17 protein-coding genes are annotated in these 18602 nt (G+C 39.0%); 4 read left to right on the top strand and 13 right to left on the bottom strand.

Translation table 11 applies throughout. The annotated features are described in order from the left end of the window. Nucleotides 1-58: 58 nt before the first annotated feature. Complete coding sequence (locus tag AAW12_RS22925) at nt 59-469, bottom strand: hypothetical protein (RefSeq protein WP_156167739.1); 411 nt, start codon at nt 467-469, stop codon at nt 59-61. A 253-nt stretch (nt 470-722) separates the two neighbouring features. Here AAW12_RS22925 and AAW12_RS22920 point away from each other — a divergent pair, with 253 nt between their 5' ends. Beyond that, nucleotides 723-1193 (top strand): DinB family protein, encoded by a 471-nt coding sequence (locus tag AAW12_RS22920; RefSeq protein ID WP_046675975.1) that lies wholly within the window; start codon nt 723-725, stop codon nt 1191-1193. Nucleotides 1194-1402: 209 nt separating this feature from the next. Here AAW12_RS22920 and AAW12_RS22915 read toward each other — a convergent pair whose 3' ends face one another. The 6 genes from AAW12_RS22915 to AAW12_RS22890 all read right to left on the bottom strand — a co-directional run bounded on the left by AAW12_RS22915 (nt 1403) and on the right by AAW12_RS22890 (nt 7174). Further along, nucleotides 1403-2092, bottom strand: coding sequence for an MBL fold metallo-hydrolase (locus AAW12_RS22915; RefSeq protein WP_046675974.1), 690 nt, complete (start codon nt 2090-2092; stop codon nt 1403-1405). A gap of 54 nt (nt 2093-2146) precedes the next feature. After that, a complete protein-coding gene (locus tag AAW12_RS22910) occupies nt 2147-2734 on the bottom strand; it encodes a Crp/Fnr family transcriptional regulator (RefSeq protein ID WP_046675973.1) in 588 nt (195 codons plus the stop codon). Nucleotides 2735-2952: 218 nt separating this feature from the next. After that, nucleotides 2953-4542: an MFS transporter gene (locus tag AAW12_RS22905; RefSeq protein WP_046675972.1), complete on the bottom strand. Its 1590-nt coding sequence runs from the start codon at nt 4540-4542 to the stop codon at nt 2953-2955. A gap of 2 nt (nt 4543-4544) precedes the next feature. Then, the gene (locus tag AAW12_RS22900; RefSeq protein WP_046675971.1) at nt 4545-5591 is read right to left on the bottom strand and encodes an HlyD family secretion protein; all 1047 of its coding nucleotides are present in this window, start codon (nt 5589-5591) and stop codon (nt 4545-4547) included. Between the two features lie 10 nt (nt 5592-5601). Then, on the bottom strand, nt 5602-6936 hold the full coding sequence (locus tag AAW12_RS22895; protein WP_046675970.1) for a TolC family protein: 1335 nt from the start codon (nt 6934-6936) through the stop codon (nt 5602-5604). After that, nucleotides 6923-7174, bottom strand: coding sequence for a hypothetical protein (locus tag AAW12_RS22890; protein WP_046675969.1), 252 nt, complete (start codon nt 7172-7174; stop codon nt 6923-6925). Before AAW12_RS22890 ends, AAW12_RS22895 begins: the two co-directional genes overlap by 14 nt. Nucleotides 7175-7265: 91 nt before the next feature. On the opposite strand from AAW12_RS22890, the gene AAW12_RS22885 reads away from it, so the two are divergent. Further along, nucleotides 7266-8045, top strand: coding sequence for a helix-turn-helix domain-containing protein (locus AAW12_RS22885; RefSeq protein WP_046676394.1), 780 nt, complete (start codon nt 7266-7268; stop codon nt 8043-8045). A gap of 247 nt (nt 8046-8292) precedes the next feature. After that, nucleotides 8293-9276, top strand: coding sequence for a type I glyceraldehyde-3-phosphate dehydrogenase (locus tag AAW12_RS22880; protein WP_046675968.1), 984 nt, complete (start codon nt 8293-8295; stop codon nt 9274-9276). Between the two features lie 668 nt (nt 9277-9944). Here AAW12_RS22880 and AAW12_RS22870 read toward each other — a convergent pair. Together AAW12_RS22870 and AAW12_RS22865 are read right to left on the bottom strand one after the other, a co-directional pair. Next, on the bottom strand, nt 9945-10604 hold the full coding sequence (locus tag AAW12_RS22870; RefSeq protein WP_046675966.1) for a vancomycin high temperature exclusion protein: 660 nt from the start codon (nt 10602-10604) through the stop codon (nt 9945-9947). Nucleotides 10605-10757: 153 nt separating this feature from the next. Then, entirely contained in the window at nt 10758-11798 is a 1041-nt protein-coding gene (locus AAW12_RS22865; protein WP_046675965.1) for an endonuclease/exonuclease/phosphatase family protein, read from the bottom strand. Between the two features lie 326 nt (nt 11799-12124). Here AAW12_RS22865 and AAW12_RS22860 point away from each other — a divergent pair, with 326 nt between their 5' ends. Continuing rightward, nucleotides 12125-13666 (top strand): protein adenylyltransferase SelO, encoded by a 1542-nt coding sequence (locus AAW12_RS22860; protein ID WP_046675964.1) that lies wholly within the window; start codon nt 12125-12127, stop codon nt 13664-13666. 44 nt (nt 13667-13710) lie between these two features. On the opposite strand, the gene AAW12_RS22855 is transcribed toward AAW12_RS22860, so the two are convergent. The 4 genes from AAW12_RS22855 to AAW12_RS22840 form a co-directional block, all read right to left on the bottom strand. Continuing rightward, nucleotides 13711-14202 carry a hypothetical protein gene (locus AAW12_RS22855; protein WP_046675963.1) on the bottom strand — a complete coding sequence of 164 codons (492 nt, stop codon included), beginning with the start codon at nt 14200-14202 and terminating at the stop codon, nt 13711-13713. 246 nt (nt 14203-14448) lie between these two features. Then, the gene (locus tag AAW12_RS22850) at nt 14449-17139 is read right to left on the bottom strand and encodes a hypothetical protein (RefSeq protein ID WP_156167738.1); all 2691 of its coding nucleotides are present in this window, start codon (nt 17137-17139) and stop codon (nt 14449-14451) included. Next, nucleotides 17120-17902: a GLPGLI family protein gene (locus AAW12_RS25835; RefSeq protein ID WP_053003943.1), complete on the bottom strand. Its 783-nt coding sequence runs from the start codon at nt 17900-17902 to the stop codon at nt 17120-17122. The genes AAW12_RS22850 and AAW12_RS25835 overlap by 20 nt, the downstream gene beginning before the upstream one ends. 63 nt (nt 17903-17965) lie before the next feature. Next, complete coding sequence (locus tag AAW12_RS22840) at nt 17966-18280, bottom strand: hypothetical protein (RefSeq protein WP_156167737.1); 315 nt, start codon at nt 18278-18280, stop codon at nt 17966-17968. Between the last annotated feature and the right edge of the window lie 322 nt (nt 18281-18602).

Here is an 18602-nt window from a genome sequence, read left to right as displayed (position 1 = left end):
GTGGTGTAATATGCGCTTATTATATACGGCAACGTTAAATTTGACTATAGGATGTCCGCTAATCTATCTTTCTGTAAATAGCGGTAGGTCCATCCATTGCATCGATTGATAGGATTAATTCTTCTGAACTAACGGAATAGATCTGTGGAACGCCATCTTTGACATCATCATATATGATATACGATTCTTCCTTCCCTGTTATTTTACTTAGCTTTCTTTCAATGGAATACAGCCCCTTTTTTGTCGTGTTGTTACCCGTCATGAAATAATAATCTTTCACGCCAAATTGTACAATTTTACCATTTCCTTTATCAAAATTTTCCCGCTGCCCGGTAAATTCAATTATGGAAGCTTTTATCTCCCATTTACCAATAATTGATGCCATTGGCAACTTTTCATCTTTACTGCAGGAAAAAATTACTGCAATTCCGAAAACTAATAATGTAACTAATGCCGATCTTCTTTTCATCTCTGTGCCAGATTAATTGATTAGGTTATACTTATTCCAAAGAACGTATTTAGATTATATAATGCTACAGTTAATTCATTGAAAATATTGGCTATTCTTTCTCTTTCTTCTTTATTGATGGAATTTTAAAAAAAAAGGGACGAGTGTTTATGGTATATAGACTTTATATATTACTACTAATTTTATCGTATTTTTAAAAAAAGCTTCATTATATTAGACTTTATTAAACTGATCTAGAATCTTAACTAATACGATGACAACTGAATTATTTGAATTTGAAATTCTAAAGGCTAGCAGAATCAGGTTATTACAAGTAATGGAAACAGTTGATAATACCATATTATTTAAAATTCCAGAGACCTTTAACAATAATATCGTTTGGCAAATTGGCCACTGTATCACTTCTCAGCAGCGGCATATGTACATGCGTAGTGGACTACCAATGCATATATCGCAGGAATTTATGGAAGCATTCAAAATTGGAACGGCACCACATACGTGGAAGAATACACCAGACCTTGATGAAATAAAACATCTATTGCTTTATACAGTAAACCAACTTAGTAAAGATTTAGTATCAGGTATATTTGTTGAATATCAATCGTTCAGTTTACCAATTGGTTTCTCCATCAATAATCACATTCAAGCACTTCAAGCCGCTAACTTTCACGAAGCCGAGCACAGCGGAATAATATTAAGTTACTTAAAACTTCTAAGGCAATAAAATGTTTCCAGTCTTTCTTTGGGGACAGTTACGACAGTGGATACGATATCTTGATATGGCTTCAAGGCCAATCGATATTGAATCTACAAAGATATCCATTTTCAGGATGTTAATTTTTAGATAATCATCTCAAAAACTGGATTTCAAAAAAGAGTTTTATACTGTCTATTTATTTGTAATTCCCTATTTGACGAGTCTGTACTGGAAGTTTACGAATTAAACCACGATACACATTTGGCCACAAATTGCTCAAACTTTCGGTCCGTATTTCGCATGACTGGGCCATGACCAAAGCATATCATAGAAGGATTTAATCCTGCTAACTTTTGGAGCGATCTGATGTTTTGCTGTTGATCCGACGTGAATATTTTTGGAGGGAGCCCTAGGCCAGGCACTGTAGTGAGCAGATTCATATTTGTTGCAGCATCCCCGATTATCAATAAACCATCCCGCTCACGGAATAAAGAAATATGACCGGCTGAATGGCCCGGAGTTTCTATGACCCGAAAGTTTCCAATGCTATCATTTTCAACGAGTGTACCATCGACTTTGTGGCCCTGCCCCGCCCAGTATTTTTGTTGAAGTTTTGCTAACCAATGTTTGGGATTTGGATAGTCGTTGGTGACCATACCTGTTTCAGTCCTAAAAACTTCATTTTCATGGCAAAGTAAAGGTATTCCAAATTCATCACATAGTTGATCACTACAGCCCTGATGGTCTGCATGGGCATGTGTAAGCACATGTTGATAGACGGGTATTTTCTGAAGGGCTCCCTTCACCGTATTATATGAACTGCGTATCCCACAATCAACCAACACACCCTCTACTATATAGCAGTTGATACTATTTCGTGGCATCAATGGTACATGAAAAACTTCTTTGGCAATTTGATGTAACATAGCTTTTTTTTGCAAAACTATGGCACTCTATAGAAATAAATAAGGACATTTGTCCTATAATACTTTGGCGCTATGTATTTGTCCCTTCGCTCTTGTAAGAGATCGCTGCGTGATGCCCAGATATGAGGCAAGGTCTTGTGTCGCTATGCGCCGAACGAGCTTTGGTTCATTCGAAAGGACATGGACGTATTTATCGAGCGCTGATTTATTATTGTAATTCAGTATGTATTGTTCCTTTTGGATATACTCCTGTTCCATCACAACTTGTATGACCTTGTTCCAAGAAGTCACTCGACCAAGCAGATATTGATAGTCAGCATAGTTTATCCGATGAATTATACTATCTTCTACAGCCCTGATACTCCTTCTGGATTTTTCCTGAGCAACAAACTCTGGGAATGAGGTTACAAACTCATTTTCAAATTTGAAACAGGTTATATTTTCTTTCCCCTCCTTGTCGATGGCATATGCTTTTACCGCACCACTGGATATGAATCCAATATGACGACAGGGTTCGTCCGCACGAATAAAAAAATCACCCTTTTTCAAATAGTGTGGTTTGAAGAACTGAACAGAAAAATTCTTTTCTTCAGCTGACAGTACCCCTATCGAGAATAGATATTTTTTTAGTGCATCTGTCATATCATCATATTGTGTCTTCTATTGCTGTTCTTAAAAAAACTCGGGGCCATACCAAATCCAGCATACAAAAGTAACAATAATTGACTATTGAAAAAAGTTGCTCTCTTTGTTCGGATTTCTCCATCTACCTGTGTCATAATATGCGTATTTAAACGCTCGGATTCTTTTCGCATTGTTGGAGAATATTTCGCGATGATAATTTCTGAAATGTCAATATCTTAATAAGGAACATTGCCCTTTCTTAGTCTCAAAACAACATGTTGAATTTGAGGGAAGAGTATTAAAATAAGAATGACAAAAATTAAACCTGTTAACATCAAATCATAATAATCCCTAATAGCACGAGCCAATATCTGCTGACCTACCATCTGATTCAAGTAGCCCGAGGATACTATTTTAGACGTATATATATCGCTGCCTGCATTTGCGTATTGTGCCTGAATATCCAACAAGGTAACAGGCAACTGAGGGTTCGTCTCCGTGAGTGATTCCCGAACTTTTTCCCTTACAGATGATTTTGCAAATAATTGAAGCTCGTTATTAAGTGCCAGACTAGCTGTAAATCCTATGAACCTTGAAAATATACCAATCAGAGCGGCATTTACGGCAATTTTCGAAGGCGCTGATGCGGCGGTAAATGAAACAATCGGAACAAACAACACCCCTGTTGCCGCGCCATACATAAACATAGGCAGAAGGAAATCGGTTGTTTCGCCCTGTACAGAAACAAATAGTATCATATAGGCATAATATAATGCCATCAAGCCAAAACCAATAATAATCATCCTGATCAGGTTATACCCCATCAAGACAAATCGAGAAGTAATAAACATACTCAGTGTAGTTCCAGCAATTACCGCAATCCATACGGAAATGGTACTCAGTGGATGGTTTCCTAAAATCGCTTCAAGATAACCATAGGCTAGCCCAGTACTTCCTTTAAAAATATAAAAGGTAAAAAGAAGCAAAAGTCCTATAGTGAAATTCTTTGCCCTAAAGATCTGTAAATTGATTAATGGTCTTTTAAGTTTTAATTCTCTGCTAATAAAAAGAGAAAGAATAATTAAATTAACTAAACAAAGTGTGCTGATTAATGAACTATCAAACCATCCCAATTGTCGTCCGTACACAAGGATATATCCTACGATCATGATAAAAGACACATAAAGTAAATAGCCGATCCAGTCCACCTGATAGAGTGGTATTTTTCTGGTAAACCGGGCCCTACTGTTCATGGTAAGTAAAACAACACTTGTCAGCATAATGACTACAATAACAAATCCGTAGAATATCCAGTTGAAGTCAAAGAAATGAAGGATGACACTGATATAGATGGAGTAAAATGGTACCGCTATTTGTATACTGCCATAAAGGAGACTATAAGCAATCACACGGGCACGTACAGACTGTAACCTTGGAAAAATAAGCTGTAACACAATTCCCGACATTAATGCACAGGTAATGCCCTGCAAAAACTGACAGAAAACAAATAATATCCAATCTCTGAAATAAAAACAGACCACAGCACATAGCACATTTACCGCAAGTGCCAGCAGTAGATATTCCCGTGGTGCGAAATACTTTACAATTCTAAAATCCAGCGCCAGGAAAGCTACGGTTGAACCATAGATAACGACCATACCATATTGTACATCTGTGGCTTCTATTCCGTAAAATCCCATTGCAGCACCTGGAATTCCGTAAAAGGCAAAACTAAACAGGCTGGTCATGAGAATAGCAAATATGACAGACCTTGCCATCCATTCTGATACCCAGGATTTAAAAATCGGTATTTTGTGTACTTGCATCGTTAGTTTTTTAAAACATAAACATTCGCATTCATTCCGGCAGAAAGCTTGGTTAATCTTTCGGGCGTATCGATCAATTTAATCCGAACTGGAATACGTTGGATGATTTTAACAAAATTACCGGTAGCATTATCCGGCGGAAGCAGCGAATACCGGGATCCTGTGGTTGGCGAAAGGGACTCGATAGTACCTTTGAATTTTTCATTCGGAAAAGCATCGACTTCAATAGATACCGCTTGACCGATTTTGAATTTCCCAATCTGTGTTTCCTTAAAATTTGCCATTACCCACTTTTCCTCGGCTCTGTTCACTAAGAATGCCAATGTCTGTCCGGGCTGTATCAGTTGTCCCGCCTGAATGGTCTTTTTCCCAATTTGTCCATCAAAAGGTGCTGTGATAACGGCATATCTAATATCCAACTCTTGCCTTTTGAGAAGTGCTTCTTTGATCTTTATTTCTGCTTCTATTGCATTGTGCTGTACCCTGAAATCATTTAATTTGGATTCAGCGACGTGTAAAGAAGCTTTGGTCTGGTCATAATCTGATTGGGTGATGGATAAAGTAGCACTGATGTTGTCGAATTTTTGTTGTGTTGTCGATTCGTCCGCCAGTAGATTTTTATAGCGGTCAAATTCTTTTTGCTGCTGGTTCAATCGTGCTTTAGCACCTTCCAATTGGGCCTTAATGACGGCAATGCTTTTAACCTGAGTTTCCTCACTTGCTGCCAAGATCGGTAATTTGGCTTGCGCGCTCATGAGTTCTGCTGACGCAGCATCTCTCTTTAACCCGTACTCGTCCTGTTCGATCACTACAAGGGTATCGCCTTTTTTTACCTGCTGGTTGTCTTTATAATATATTTTACGGATATAGCCCCCTACTTTTGCGTTTATCGGGGAAAGATAGGCATCAATCTGAGCGTCGTTGGTCTGTTCATAGCGATATCCTTCGAAGAAATAAACAGCTGCCCAAATAATAATTCCCACGAATAATGTGATACCGAGCCATTTGGTTAGGTTAACAACAATTTTATCTGTTTTATTTTTGTTCATGATATTTGTATTAAAGAATTCCGATAATTGCCAATAGCCTGATATGCGTAAGTTTGACGTTTGTTTGTGCTGTTGTCAGATTAAATTTAGCTTCTAACAAAGCATTTTCGGCTTCCAGAAGATCGGTCAGAAGGGATTCCTGGTTTAAGTAGCTACTTCTGATAACACGAGCAGTTTCGGCGGTTTTAATGATATTTTGCTCCGCTGTTTCCATGCTTTCCAAGGCCTGTTTTTGCTGTAAATAAGCCTCTTTTACCTCAAGGTAGATCTCCTCTTTTTTAATATTTGCTTTTTCTCTTGCCTCATTACTGATCACTTGAGCATGAGCGATAGAATGCTTACTTTTGTAGAGATTATCAATAGGAAACTGGACTTTGATCCCGGTCTGACCAAATCCCCATAGATCATTAGAATATGGATAAAATGAAATCTGCGGATAGGTGTAATTGTAAGTTGAATACAAGGAGATTTTGGGTAACAACGTCGCTTTTACCTGCTTGATGTTCATTTCGCTCAATTTAATATCGCTATGCACGATGTTGTACTCGGGAGATTTGTTTAAAGCGATGTCTACATAATCCTTATAACCACCTTGAGTGATAGCCTCTAACTCGATTGTATCTTGGTATTTTATTGCAAGCTCAGCATCATTTTCATTCCCCATCAGAATATTGAGCCGCTGTTTAGCGATTTCAATCTTCTTTGCAACATCAGAAAGGTTGAGTTCCAGCTGCGCCAATTTTACGGAAGTTCTTAGTACATCGCTCTTTAGCACGGTGCCATTTTTATGCAAGCTTTCCACGAGTGCCAATTGTTTTTTTTCGGCTTCAATTTCTGCAGCAAGAAAATCCTGGAAATGCAGAAACTTATACAGATCAAAGTAAGCCGCTGCAACATTGTATTTTACACTGTGTTTTTGCAGATCGACTTCATATTGTGTACGTATCGCTTCTTCCTTTTTCATGGCGATGTTTCTTTTGTCCTTACCACCATTGTAAAGATTGACGTTCAGGTTGTAACCCACGCTGTAACCATAACCTTTTACAGGCACATCCTGCGGAGAAGAAAACAATCCATTGTCATAGATAAGGAATTTGGAATTGAGTTTTACATCCCCACCAACAAAAAGCTCAGGCAACAAATGGTCTTTCGCTTCCAATATTTCTAAATTACTTTGCTGAAGTTTTAGATCGGATAGTTTCAGTTGACGGTTGTTTGTTTCGGCTATTTTCCAAATTTCTTCTAAGCTTAACATCGGCACATTTTCTGTATGCTGGGCATAAAGAAAATGTGTAAACAGCGCTAGCATGATACCCAAAATCGGGACCATTTTATATTGTTTCATCGGTTTTGTTTATATATTTCTTTCTTTTTACTAGCCATGGTTTTACAATCTTTTTCAATTCATCAAAAGCAAAAGTTAAATCTACCATTGGCATAAAAGCATAGTTATACCCATAAGCAAACCAGAAAATATTTGCCCTGTCAATTCCTTCATCTGAATGATGTAATTTATCAGCAGACTTTTGGGCTTGTGTTTCAAGTTGAAAATCTTTGCGCGGTGTTATGATTCTATGTTTCATAATGACTTCACTATTATTACATAGCAAAAGTATCCAGCATGGCGAAATATCATTTTATATAATTAGCCTAATATTTGTTAAATTTGGCCATATGGAAATTCTGAGCCAAATCATACATATTGTTGATCAAAATCCTGATTCTATCCTGGTGATGCGACAGCAGACGGAACAACGTTTGCCTGCCCACCAGCATAAGAAGGCTCAGTTGTTATTGGTCTATGGCGGGATTGCTTACCTGCAGACTGACGAAAAGGATTTCTATATTCCCTCAAATCATTATATCTGGATACCAAAAAACTATCGGCACAACTTGATGTTCAACACCCAGGACCTGTTTATTATCAATATTTATTTTCCGGAGGAAAGTGCTGGTAATTTTTATGAGGAGTTGGGCATTTATCCCGTGAGTAGGCTGCTGGCAGAGATGCTTTCATTTAGTGAGAAGTGGCAAGGTGATTATTACAAAGGTTCGTGGGAATTTGAATTTTTAATTACGCTAAAAGGCCTACTATCAAAAGAAAGTCTCAAAAAATTCTCCATTCAACTTCCAACAACAGACGATCAAAGGCTCAATACCATAATCGACAGTTTTAGAAATAGGTTAAATGAAAATCTAAGCTTAGCAATGATTGCGCAGCAATCGGGAATGAGTGTTCGTAGTCTCACCCGATTATTCCAGCATAAACTGCACATTACATTTGTTCAGTATTTAAAAATGCTACGGATTATTAAGGCAATGGAATTAATCAACGATACAGATTTGAATATGACTGAGATTGCCTACGAAATTGGTTATTCAAATATAGCGGCTTTCAGCAATAACTTTTATCTGCTTACCAACATGAGGCCTACGGAATTTAAAACGAAGTGAGGAATAAATTTTTACCGTCCCGCTGTATTGGTTTTGGTCTGCGCATTATTGTCAGAGCTGTGTCATAGTTCTATGTCGATAAATTTCAGGCCAACTGAAATTGACGTCTAATCCTTGAAAACTAACGGGGTAACGGTAGCTAAAGCAAATTCTTGATCCACGTCAATCTTTTTTTTCGAAAAATAAAGGAACTTAGTTTATACAAAAAAACAAAAGAAATCGTATAAACAAATTTAAAAGAAATAGGATGAAAAAGATAGCAATTAATGGATTTGGCCGCATCGGACGTGCTGCCTTAAAAATAATAACAGAAGCTGTCGATCTTGAGGTCGTTGGAATCAATGATCTGATGAGTATTGAAAACGCTGCATATCTGCTTAAATACGATAGTAATTATGGGAAATATGAAAGAGATGTGCACATCGAGGGAGATACAGTTGTGGTCGATGGAAAACCGATTAAATATACAAGTATCAGGGAGATCGAAAAGTTACCTTGGAAAGATATTCAAGCGGATATCGTTATAGAAAGTACGGGCATTTTCACCAACAAAGCGGACGCCGAAAAACATTTGACCTCCGGAGCAAAATTTGTCGTCATCTCGGGCCCTACTAAAGATACGCCGACAGTGGTCCATGGGGTAAATACTGAAGATGGCAGGGTTTCTGTTTTTTCGTGCGCAAGCTGTACGACCAACAATATAAGTCCAGTAATCGAAATATTGGGTAGAAGACTGGGAATAAAAAAAGCAATACTAAATACCACACACGGTTATACGGCTTCACAGGCATTGGTCGATGCTCCATCAAAAAAAGAACCGCGTATGGGAAGGGCTGCAGGCATTAACCTTGCCCCCGCGGCCACTGGTGCTGCAATAGCGACGACAAAAGCACTTCCGCAATACGCCGGAAAGTTTGACGGTATAGCTGTGAGGGTGCCTGTTCCAGTAGGATCCATTTCCGATATTACGTTTATTGCAGAAAGGCCCACCACAATCGAAGAGATCAACCAAATCTTGATCGAAGAATCAAAAACTGATCGTTATAAAAAGGTGCTTACGGTGATTGATGAGCCCCTGGTATCTACCGATATTATCAAAAGTCCATTTGCAGCGACAGTAGATCTAGAAATGACTCGAGTTGTCGATGGCGATCTGGTAAAAGTGATGGCTTGGTACGACAACGAATGGGGATTTACCAACCAAATGATTAGACAAATTCAATCGATTTAGCGCAATAGCAACGAAAAACTTAACGTGCGAGGGGTTATCTAAAGGTTAGATAGCCCCTTCTTAATACAATTTTATACTTCTTGCAGCCCAGTCAAATAAAGTAAGCAGCATGCGTATTCAAATATTCAACTTTTAAACAAATCTTTCATTTTGTTAAAGTCCTGCTTAGGTTTTTTACAGCGATAGATCGTTTGCAGCACCCAATCTTCGCTACTTGCATCGGGACTATATAATTTTCGCACAGGAACAACTTTTTCGAAAAAAGGACAAAAGAAATCGTCACTGGTATCGTTATAACAAATGGCAATCACCGTTCGGGGCATGCAGCCTGTCGGTGCCCAGTTATAAAGCAGCATCTATACAAGCCAAGACTTAACTTTATGCCGTCTTCATCCTTATTAATCAGATCGTTTAATTGTCTCATTTTAGCTTGCCCAAAAGCAAATGAGATGCATAACAAATAGTAAGATTTTAATGATCAATTTCATACAGCGTGTACTTTCTACCTATTCTAAATTATAAAAGCATTGATTTCCTATCGCGACACCACCATATTCCAACACAAGCCTATCATTTACATTATGTAAGTACAGCCGTCATTGTAAGCCCTTTTTAAGCTATCGGAAATTGGTTTATCAAATACAATCGGGCCTACAAAATCTTATAACTTATTCTTTCATATAATTCGATGTTCCGTTTACATCAACCTGCTTACCTAAATACTTTGGTTTTCTATTTCTCATGATATCCAAAACGGCTTTCGCAACCGATAGTTTTTCTCTAAATGCATAGTATTTATATCCCGGATAAACTCCTCGATCCGCACTATAACCGAATGATTTTATGCCCAATTTATCACCCAGATAAACACATCTATTTAGATGATATTTTTGAGATACCAAAATTGCGGTATCAACATTAAATATATATTTTGCCCGGTACATGGTCGAGTAGCTATCGAACCCAGCATAATCAATGTAAATTTTTGTGGTATCGATACCATTTTTCTGACAGTACAACTTCATTACGCTAAGCTCATCGTACTCGTCTCTTCCGTTGTCTCCTGACAACAATATTTTATCCACTTTGTGGTTTTTATACAACGAAATCCCGGCATCGAGTCTATCTTTCAGATACCTACTTGGCTGATCACCATTGATACCAGCACCAAAAATAATGGCTACCTTGGTTCTTGGCACATCGGTGAGTTCGGTAAAAATCGCCGACTCTGTTTTAGCCGTTACATTGCTGTTGGTTAACACCACAACAACCAGGGCTACTACGCATAGGACCAGAACAGCTAAAACCACCCTTTTAATCTTTTTCATGAGCTTGATGTGTTTACAATAAATTATTATTTTAAACCCAAATTTAACTGTAAAACCTACTGAAAATTGAAGCAACTATAATTCGCTGCAGATCAATTATCATTCGTAGCTCCTTGCAGTCTTTTCGCAATATTTCCGATGGCTATTAATGCATTAAAATTTAAATACAACCAACATCGCTTTATGATCGGTTGGCCACACACCTTCGGGAAGTAGGAAGTTATCTTCACTATCTTTTTCCTGCTTCCGTCCATATTTTACGGTTTGTTCCGGACCGACAACGTTAGCTTTTAATGGTTTCAACGGTTTTTTGCTACGGTAATAAACATAGTCGATCCGATCTCGATCATCCGCTGTGGGTGCCCATGCTAATTTTTCCATAGGAACATCTTTGTTGAAAGCCGGATAGGTAAAACCAGGATGAGTAACCGGGTTAGGATATAATTGACGGAAACTATCTATAAATCCGGCTTTTTCCAATAAAACCGAACAGTCCCAGGGAACCACTGCTCCATGATGGTCAAAAAGATCTTTTGTTGCCAATGTCCAATCCAAATGTGAAGGCTCATTAAAATCACCTGCAATAATAAACGATTGTGATTGATCCTCTTTTTCTACGTCGCTCAGGATATCCTGGATAGCCTCATCACGTTTGCTTTTACGATTAGCCTCAATAATGGTACCCACCCCTGAAATAGGACGATCTAACTTCTTCCAGGTCACACCATCGTAACCACGTGGCAAATAGCAGGCATAATTTGTGTAGTCCAAGTGTAAAGAATAGCATACAAAAAAACGCTTCCCAATCTTGATCTTACTTTTTAAAACACCGCCCATGGTACTATCTTTTTCATAAAGCGCATGTTGTGATTCAATCGGATATTTGGAAATAAAACCGACATCCAATTTTGCATCACTAGACTGGCCAAAATATATAGCCCCCTTAGTTTTGAGTTCCGTTAGTATACGCTGAATAAAATCTGTTCCCTTGTAATTACGGACTTCACTAAAGAGAACGACATCTGCATGCTTCGCAATAATTTCGTTTGCAATCGCAGAAAACCCATTGGGCACAACAGTCCCCTCCTGCCAAATATTGATCTGCAGTACTTTTAACTCATTTTTTGCCTGGGCGAAGAGTGTATGCCCTAAAAGGCTTATCACCAAAAGCAATATAATTTTTCTTAATTTCATTGGAGTTGTCTATTTCTACGGCCAGTAGTACCGCACCTAGATATGTCAAATGCGGTTTTTACAATTATTTAGTCAGCGAATTTACGTCTTATTTCTGAAATTGTTCAGTTCCTGCAATAATTAGCTATCGGCCTATTGTTGTGGCTATTGATGTCCTCGTTATTAAAGCACCATCTGGGGTGTAAAAAATTATGTACAGCATTGCCCTAATCCCAAAACAACTGATTTTTTCATAAAGATAGCCCTTCCGCATAAGCTTTGATTATATACAGGATCTCTCCATAATTTAGGAGGTCTTTATCTTTTAGTTTTAATATCTTTGCTATATGAATATTGAACAGATCAAACAACCTTTCTTCAAAAAATTCCCTGGAGACTTTTCCAATAACCCTACACAGCGAGGCACCCCAAAAGTGCTATTTGCTACGATTGAACCTGCTGGGTTTGAACAGCCTCAACTAATTGTTTTTAACGAGGCTCTTGCTGAGGAAATAGGACTAGGTAAATTTGAAGAAAAGGATCTTAACTTTCTGGTAGGGTCTCATCTACCCGATAATATTCAGACCTACGCTACGGCTTATGCCGGACATCAATTTGGTAATTGGGCAGGGCAACTGGGCGACGGCAGGGCTATTCTGGCTGGCGAAATTACCAATACTGCCGGTAAAAAGACCGAAATTCAATGGAAAGGAGCCGGTGCAACCCCCTATTCAAGGCGTGCAGATGGAAGAGCCGTATTACGGTCTTCTGTACGCGAATATCTAATGAGTGAAGCCATGTATCACTTAGGCATACCTACTACCAGGGCCTTAAGCCTGGCCTTTACAGGAGAAGATGTCCTTCGGGATATCATGTATAACGGCAATCCACAATACGAAAAAGGAGCCATAGTGATCAGAACCGCCGAAAGCTTCCTTCGCTTTGGACATTTTGAACTGATGTTTGCTCAGGGTGAACATACGTTATTACAGGATCTGCTTGATTTTACAATTGAAAATTACTTTCCTGAAATTGTCTCATCCGATCAGCAGAAATACAAAGATTTTTTTGAGAATATCTGTAGCCGCACGGCAGATTTAATGTTAGAATGGTACAGAGTAGGTTTTGTACATGGGGTAATGAATACAGACAATATGTCCATCTTAGGCCTAACGATCGATTATGGTCCCTATTCAATGCTGGATGAATATAATTTAAATTTCACCCCGAATACCACCGATCTTCCTGGAAGGAGATATGCTTTTGGAAAGCAGGCGCAGATTGCCCAATGGAATCTATGGAAACTCGCAAATGCCCTCCAGCCCATCATCAACGATGAAAAATTCCTTGAAAACACCCTAAATAATTTTGGCGTGTATTTTTGGGAAGCCCATGACAAAATGCTCTGCAAAAAATTCGGATTTGATGAACTAAAAGAAGAGGATGAGATGTTTTTTAACAACTGGCAGGGCTTAATGCAGGACCTCGCATTGGATCATACCTTATTCTTCAATCAATTGGAGAAAATAACACCAGACACAGATTTACAAAAACATTTCAGCCAGGTAGCTTACAGCGCTTTAAATGAAGAAAAGCTCAGCAGACTGAAAGACTTCATGGAACGCTATCAATCCCGTCTGAATTCAAATGCTATTTCAAAAGCTGAGTCCGTGGAATTAATGAAAAAAACAAACCCCAAATTTATTTTGCGGAACTACCTGCTTTACCAATGTATTGAAGAAGTTAGTGCAGGAAAAACAGCACTCTTAATGAAACTAACGCAAGCATTAGAAAATCCATACCAGGAATTATTTCCGGAATTTTCCGTCAAGCGCCCTTCAAGCTATGACGACACCGCAGGATGTTCTACACTTTCATGCAGTTCGTAGTATGAGATGCCCCGTTCGTTAAACATTCAGGGCGGGTTTAAAAGCTAAAGTTTAGGATTTGTAGATTTTCTAAAAATAATCATACACAATAACCAGCCAGCAATTAAACCTACCAAGAGATAAGACTCCAGATGCATATCCTGAAAACGAATGCTGGGTATATCACTATCCGAAGCGAACTCGGCTCTTCTTAACAGGTCATGTATCTGAGCAACTTTAAATTTTAAATAAATCACGCGCATACCACAAAATATAGATCCCGACGTACAGATCAATAGTATAGCTAACAGTTGATTTCTTACTGAAGATAATTTACAATAATTTTTGACTGACAGATACAAAAAAGGGAGAATCCAAAGAGAGAAAATAAAAATCAGTGTTGGCAAAACCTGGCCAGGTAAACGCCAACTGTCCTTAAACAAAGGGCTTTCACCTATAATTTCCGTAGTAAAAAACGTCAAAAATTGATCTCTAACAAAGAAAGCAATTAGACACAATACGGTTGACAATCCAATAGCAATGCTGTATTTTTTCATCTTTTTCTTTTCATGAACTATGAGTCGGCAAAGCCGGAAACCTCAGTTTTAAAGTTTCTGTATTGCCAGATAATAATATTAAATATACGACCGCTTTTTTCGATAAATAGGGACAATTTATAAATCGTTGCGTTGTTTTTATATCCGCGATTGGCATACGCCCCTCGAACGTACCACTTGCCTGGGCTATCCTGATGGGATCTTTCAGCTTTGGGGATAGTACCGTCCTAGTTTCAAAATAAAAACTTAAAAGCTATAATCTACCCCAAAACTGATATAACCAGGCAAAAGCTTATATTCGGTGCTGGTATTATAAAGGTCTGTCAATTCAGCATTTCTGAAAAAGCGAGTATTGAAAATATTTTTTGCTGTCATGGTAAATCTTGTCCTATGCTGCCGCAATTCATAAGCTAAGGAGAAATCCGAGAAATAATAGGTCTTGGAATCCTGACCAAGGAAACTGCCAAAGCGATAGGATTCATTCTTTAGATTACACTGTATGTTTTTTCCCATATTCAAAAATACATTCAGAAACCCGCGGCTATTATGTAGTGTAGTTTTGCTATCTGAGCGATAAGTAATCGACTGCAGGGCGTAACCTGTGTAAATATTCAACCTGGATTTCCATGCACTTCTAAACGATAGTCCATAATCGTATGTCTCTGTATGGATGCGACGATTGCCCACCCCCACCACCAATGTTTCGTAATCTGCTGTATTTGCGCCTAAGTCCAAACGAAAATTTCCTCCTACAGCCTTCAGGTAGTAATTAAGATCTGCCTTATAATTGCTGCTCTTTTTGTTTTTGAGCAATACCTGTTGCACAAGGCTAAAATTGGGGTCTAAACTGCTTTCCGTACCCACATAATCAAACAAAATCTGATGTCCGACCGAGAGGTTCGCAAAAAAACGATCTGTCATACTGCCATAGGTATACATCAGCGTACCACCAGAACTGCTTAGCGTCGCTAGCTTATCCATTCCTCGAATAAAGTTTCGAACCCCTGTCGTGTAATAATGGGGAACGAGCTCGATAAGTGAGGTATTCTGTTGCTGAAAATAGAGGTCGGTTTCCAGGCGCCCTTTTGGGTGGATAGCCCATTTCCCCGATAATCCAGGCGAAAGCAAGAGGTTATTTTTAGGTTTGGCTTCCCCAAAATCTGTCAACCTGTTCTGTACGAGACCTACATGCAAGCGAGGTGTTAATTCCAATTTATCTCGTTTAAAAGTGTACTTGGAAATAAAGTTTGTCTGGAACACATTTAAGTCCATCACATTAGAAAATCCCGAGGGAGAGACTGCTTTCCCCCCTAACTCATCTGGATTTGACAGCAAATCTAATTCTGTATTAAGCTGTTGCTGCTGGTAGGCCATATTGAATGCCAACTCAAAGAAGTCACCATTTTTTTTCCGGCTTACATAATGCGTAGTGGCACCCAAATACTGTAGATTATTTTCAATATGTTGTTTTACCGCACGGATATCTTCCCCCCCAAACAAGTCTTTATAATAATATTGATCGATACTGTAATCTACTGGCGATTGCTGGTTTATCCAACGTAGAGAACTGACCAGTACATCCCGCTCCGAAAATTTGTAGCTATAACTCAGATTGTGGTTGGTCAAATACCCCTTGCTTTTGGTCAGTTCCTCACTTTGTACACCATTGAACAATAATGCGCCCAAATCATTTTTCCTCAAAGAACCTAGTGTACCTGAATAGCTCAACAATGTACGCTTATTGGGCTCCAACTGCAGCTCCAGTTTCGTGAAGTAGTTATCGATGTTTCTGATAAACTGATAATCTTCGGTGTTGGTAAATTGGATATCCTCCAAATGATAGTTCTGCACGGTATTTCGGTAAAATGATTTTTTAGTAGGATTTGCAAAACCCAGCCATTTGATTTTTAACTGTGGGGTCGGATTTAAAATGGTATTCAATGACAACAACTTGTCGTTATTGAAATTGGTTCTTTTATAATCAAAACCAGGCAGATTTGGCGTATTATCTATTAAAGTGGGTGTTGTTACCCCCACACCAATCTGACCTGGTTCATCTGGAGAACCAGATTGAATGAGGTGGTTGATGCTGCTTACGGCATCCACTCCGTTATTGTTAGCAGCACCCAATAGATAATATTTGTTTTTCTTCCCAAAATTCATCAGGTTAGCACTCGCCTGATAATATTTTGGGCCTATGGGAACCACCAGTGCATCAACAGAGCCAAGCCACTGTGCCCTGCTTTCCTCCTTAAGTTGCAGATTTAGTGCAATCTTGTCCGAATTTTCAATACCTTTCAGCTGCTTATTATTGGAATACCGCTGCAATATCTGAATTTTTTCCAAGGGACGAACAGACATGCTTTGCGTCAGCAAGCGGTAGCCCTTTTCGAAAAAATCATCCCCTTCCACCATCACTTTTTCCACTTCTTTATTACCTATTTTGATACTGCCATCGGTACCCACCTGAATACCTGGGATCTTTCGAAGTAGATCTTCTACCGTACGCTCGTCGCCCTGTAAAAAGGATTTCACAGCAAGCTCAATGGTATCTCTGCCCCGACGATAAGGCCCTTTGGAGTGGACAATCACTTCCTGCAATTGTTCCACTCCCCCCGCTGATAACTGCACATCAATTAGCGTATCGGCCTGCGTTGGTGTGATGGAAAGGGGAACAGGCTTAAAGCTCAGCGCCTTGAATAGCAACGTAAATGATCCACTTTGGGCCGTTTGCACATGATATTTCCCCTGGCCGTCGCTAAACGTATAAGCCAGCATTTTGTTATCGCAATCACGCCGTAAATCAATACGTACCCCTCCTAAAGGTTTTCCTTCAGTACTGACGCTTCCATGGATAGCAACTTGTCCATATACGGCCATACACAACAAACAAAAGCTGAGTAAGGCCGCTATCCGCTTATTGATGTTCCCATTCATATACTTGCTCTACACTACCCCTAACTTTTTGTTTCTCAACGCTTACGCCTTCCATCATTGGCATTTTGCTGTACATAATGCGCATTTGCTCTTCATTGAATTGGTCGTCTTTTTTAATAAACTCTTCCAGGCTCAATTTGGGCAAAGACTGAATATATTTATCATTTACGGGAATATCGCCAGTATAGGGATAATTTACCTCCTTCAAGTACCAATAGTTCGGATTAGCACTTTCGTTATAGAGCATCACGATAAGGCCCGGCAAGCCGCCAAATTTTGATGGTCCCACAGGTACGGGAATATCATTCGTATAATAAGCTACCAACGTAGTCCCTCGATAAGAGGCCGTTGCCTTATGGCATACATGTTTGCCCAATGTATCCACATCGGTGTAATCCGTATTCCAGACCAGTGCCGGGAATTTGTCCGTCACCAAATAGTTAACACCTTGAATGGAGCGGGTTTCTAACTGTTGGTCAGCCTTATTTTGATGGATCACGACCCTGTTATACCTCTTGCCAGAACCGATTGTTATCGAAAATGAAGATGCTACTTCATCGTCGGCATCGGCATCTTTATTGAGCTCTTGCTTACGAATTGGCATGGAATCTCGAACAGCAATCTTCACTGTTCCATCATAATAGACAGCTTCTTTAAAAGTAGCCATTGCCGATGGAATGTATTCATATACGGCATGAAGCCGCTGTGCAGAAGATAATCTGGAAAGGAACAGAAATAAAAAGAATATATAATATTTACGCATGATAATTTAGTTTAGAAAGACGAGGCGCAAGCCCCGCTTTTGTTTTTTGTGATAAAAAAAAAGTTAGTTGTTTGCAACCCAGTCATGCATTGCAGCAAAGAAACCAGCACAACCACTAGCCGACGATGCATAATCCGTGAAGACTGCGCTACCTAACAAAACGCCATCACAGCTGAATATACTTACTTTAAAATTACACCGTACGAATACGGCATTCGTTTCCGTAGTTTCCTCGGTTACCCGAACGGTATTGTTCGCAAGGCGCTGGGAAGTTGTTTTCACAGATTTATTTCCGTTGACCATTGTTATCGCGGTCTTGGCCGAAGCAACAGATGATAGCATGACTACTGCTACCAAACTCATCATTAATCTTTTCATTGTTTTTAAATTTACTTGTTAAACCATGGTATGATTTGATGGCATACCCTTGTATATGACGGTAAAAATAAAGACACATTGAATTATTAAAATGATGATTAAATATCTGTAAATGGTCACTTAGAATTCGTAGCTGATCCGTTACTATTTGCAATGGGCTTGTTCACTGAATAACTAAAATTATGGAGCAAATCGTTATGAGATAAAAACGTTCAAAGCCCTACTGGATACCGATTAAGGGTGCAGTATAAACTGGACGTCAACTTCCCGCTTCTGCTTTTTTTGAATACCGTAGATGAATTAGCGAAAAGCTATATCAATC

It is taken from the genome of Sphingobacterium sp. Ag1 (assembly GCF_000988325.1).
In the GTDB taxonomy this organism is placed as follows: Bacteria; Bacteroidota; Bacteroidia; order Sphingobacteriales; family Sphingobacteriaceae; genus Sphingobacterium.
The sequence above is the reverse complement of the archived record's forward strand: the minus strand, read 5'-3'. Positions and strand labels throughout refer to the sequence as shown.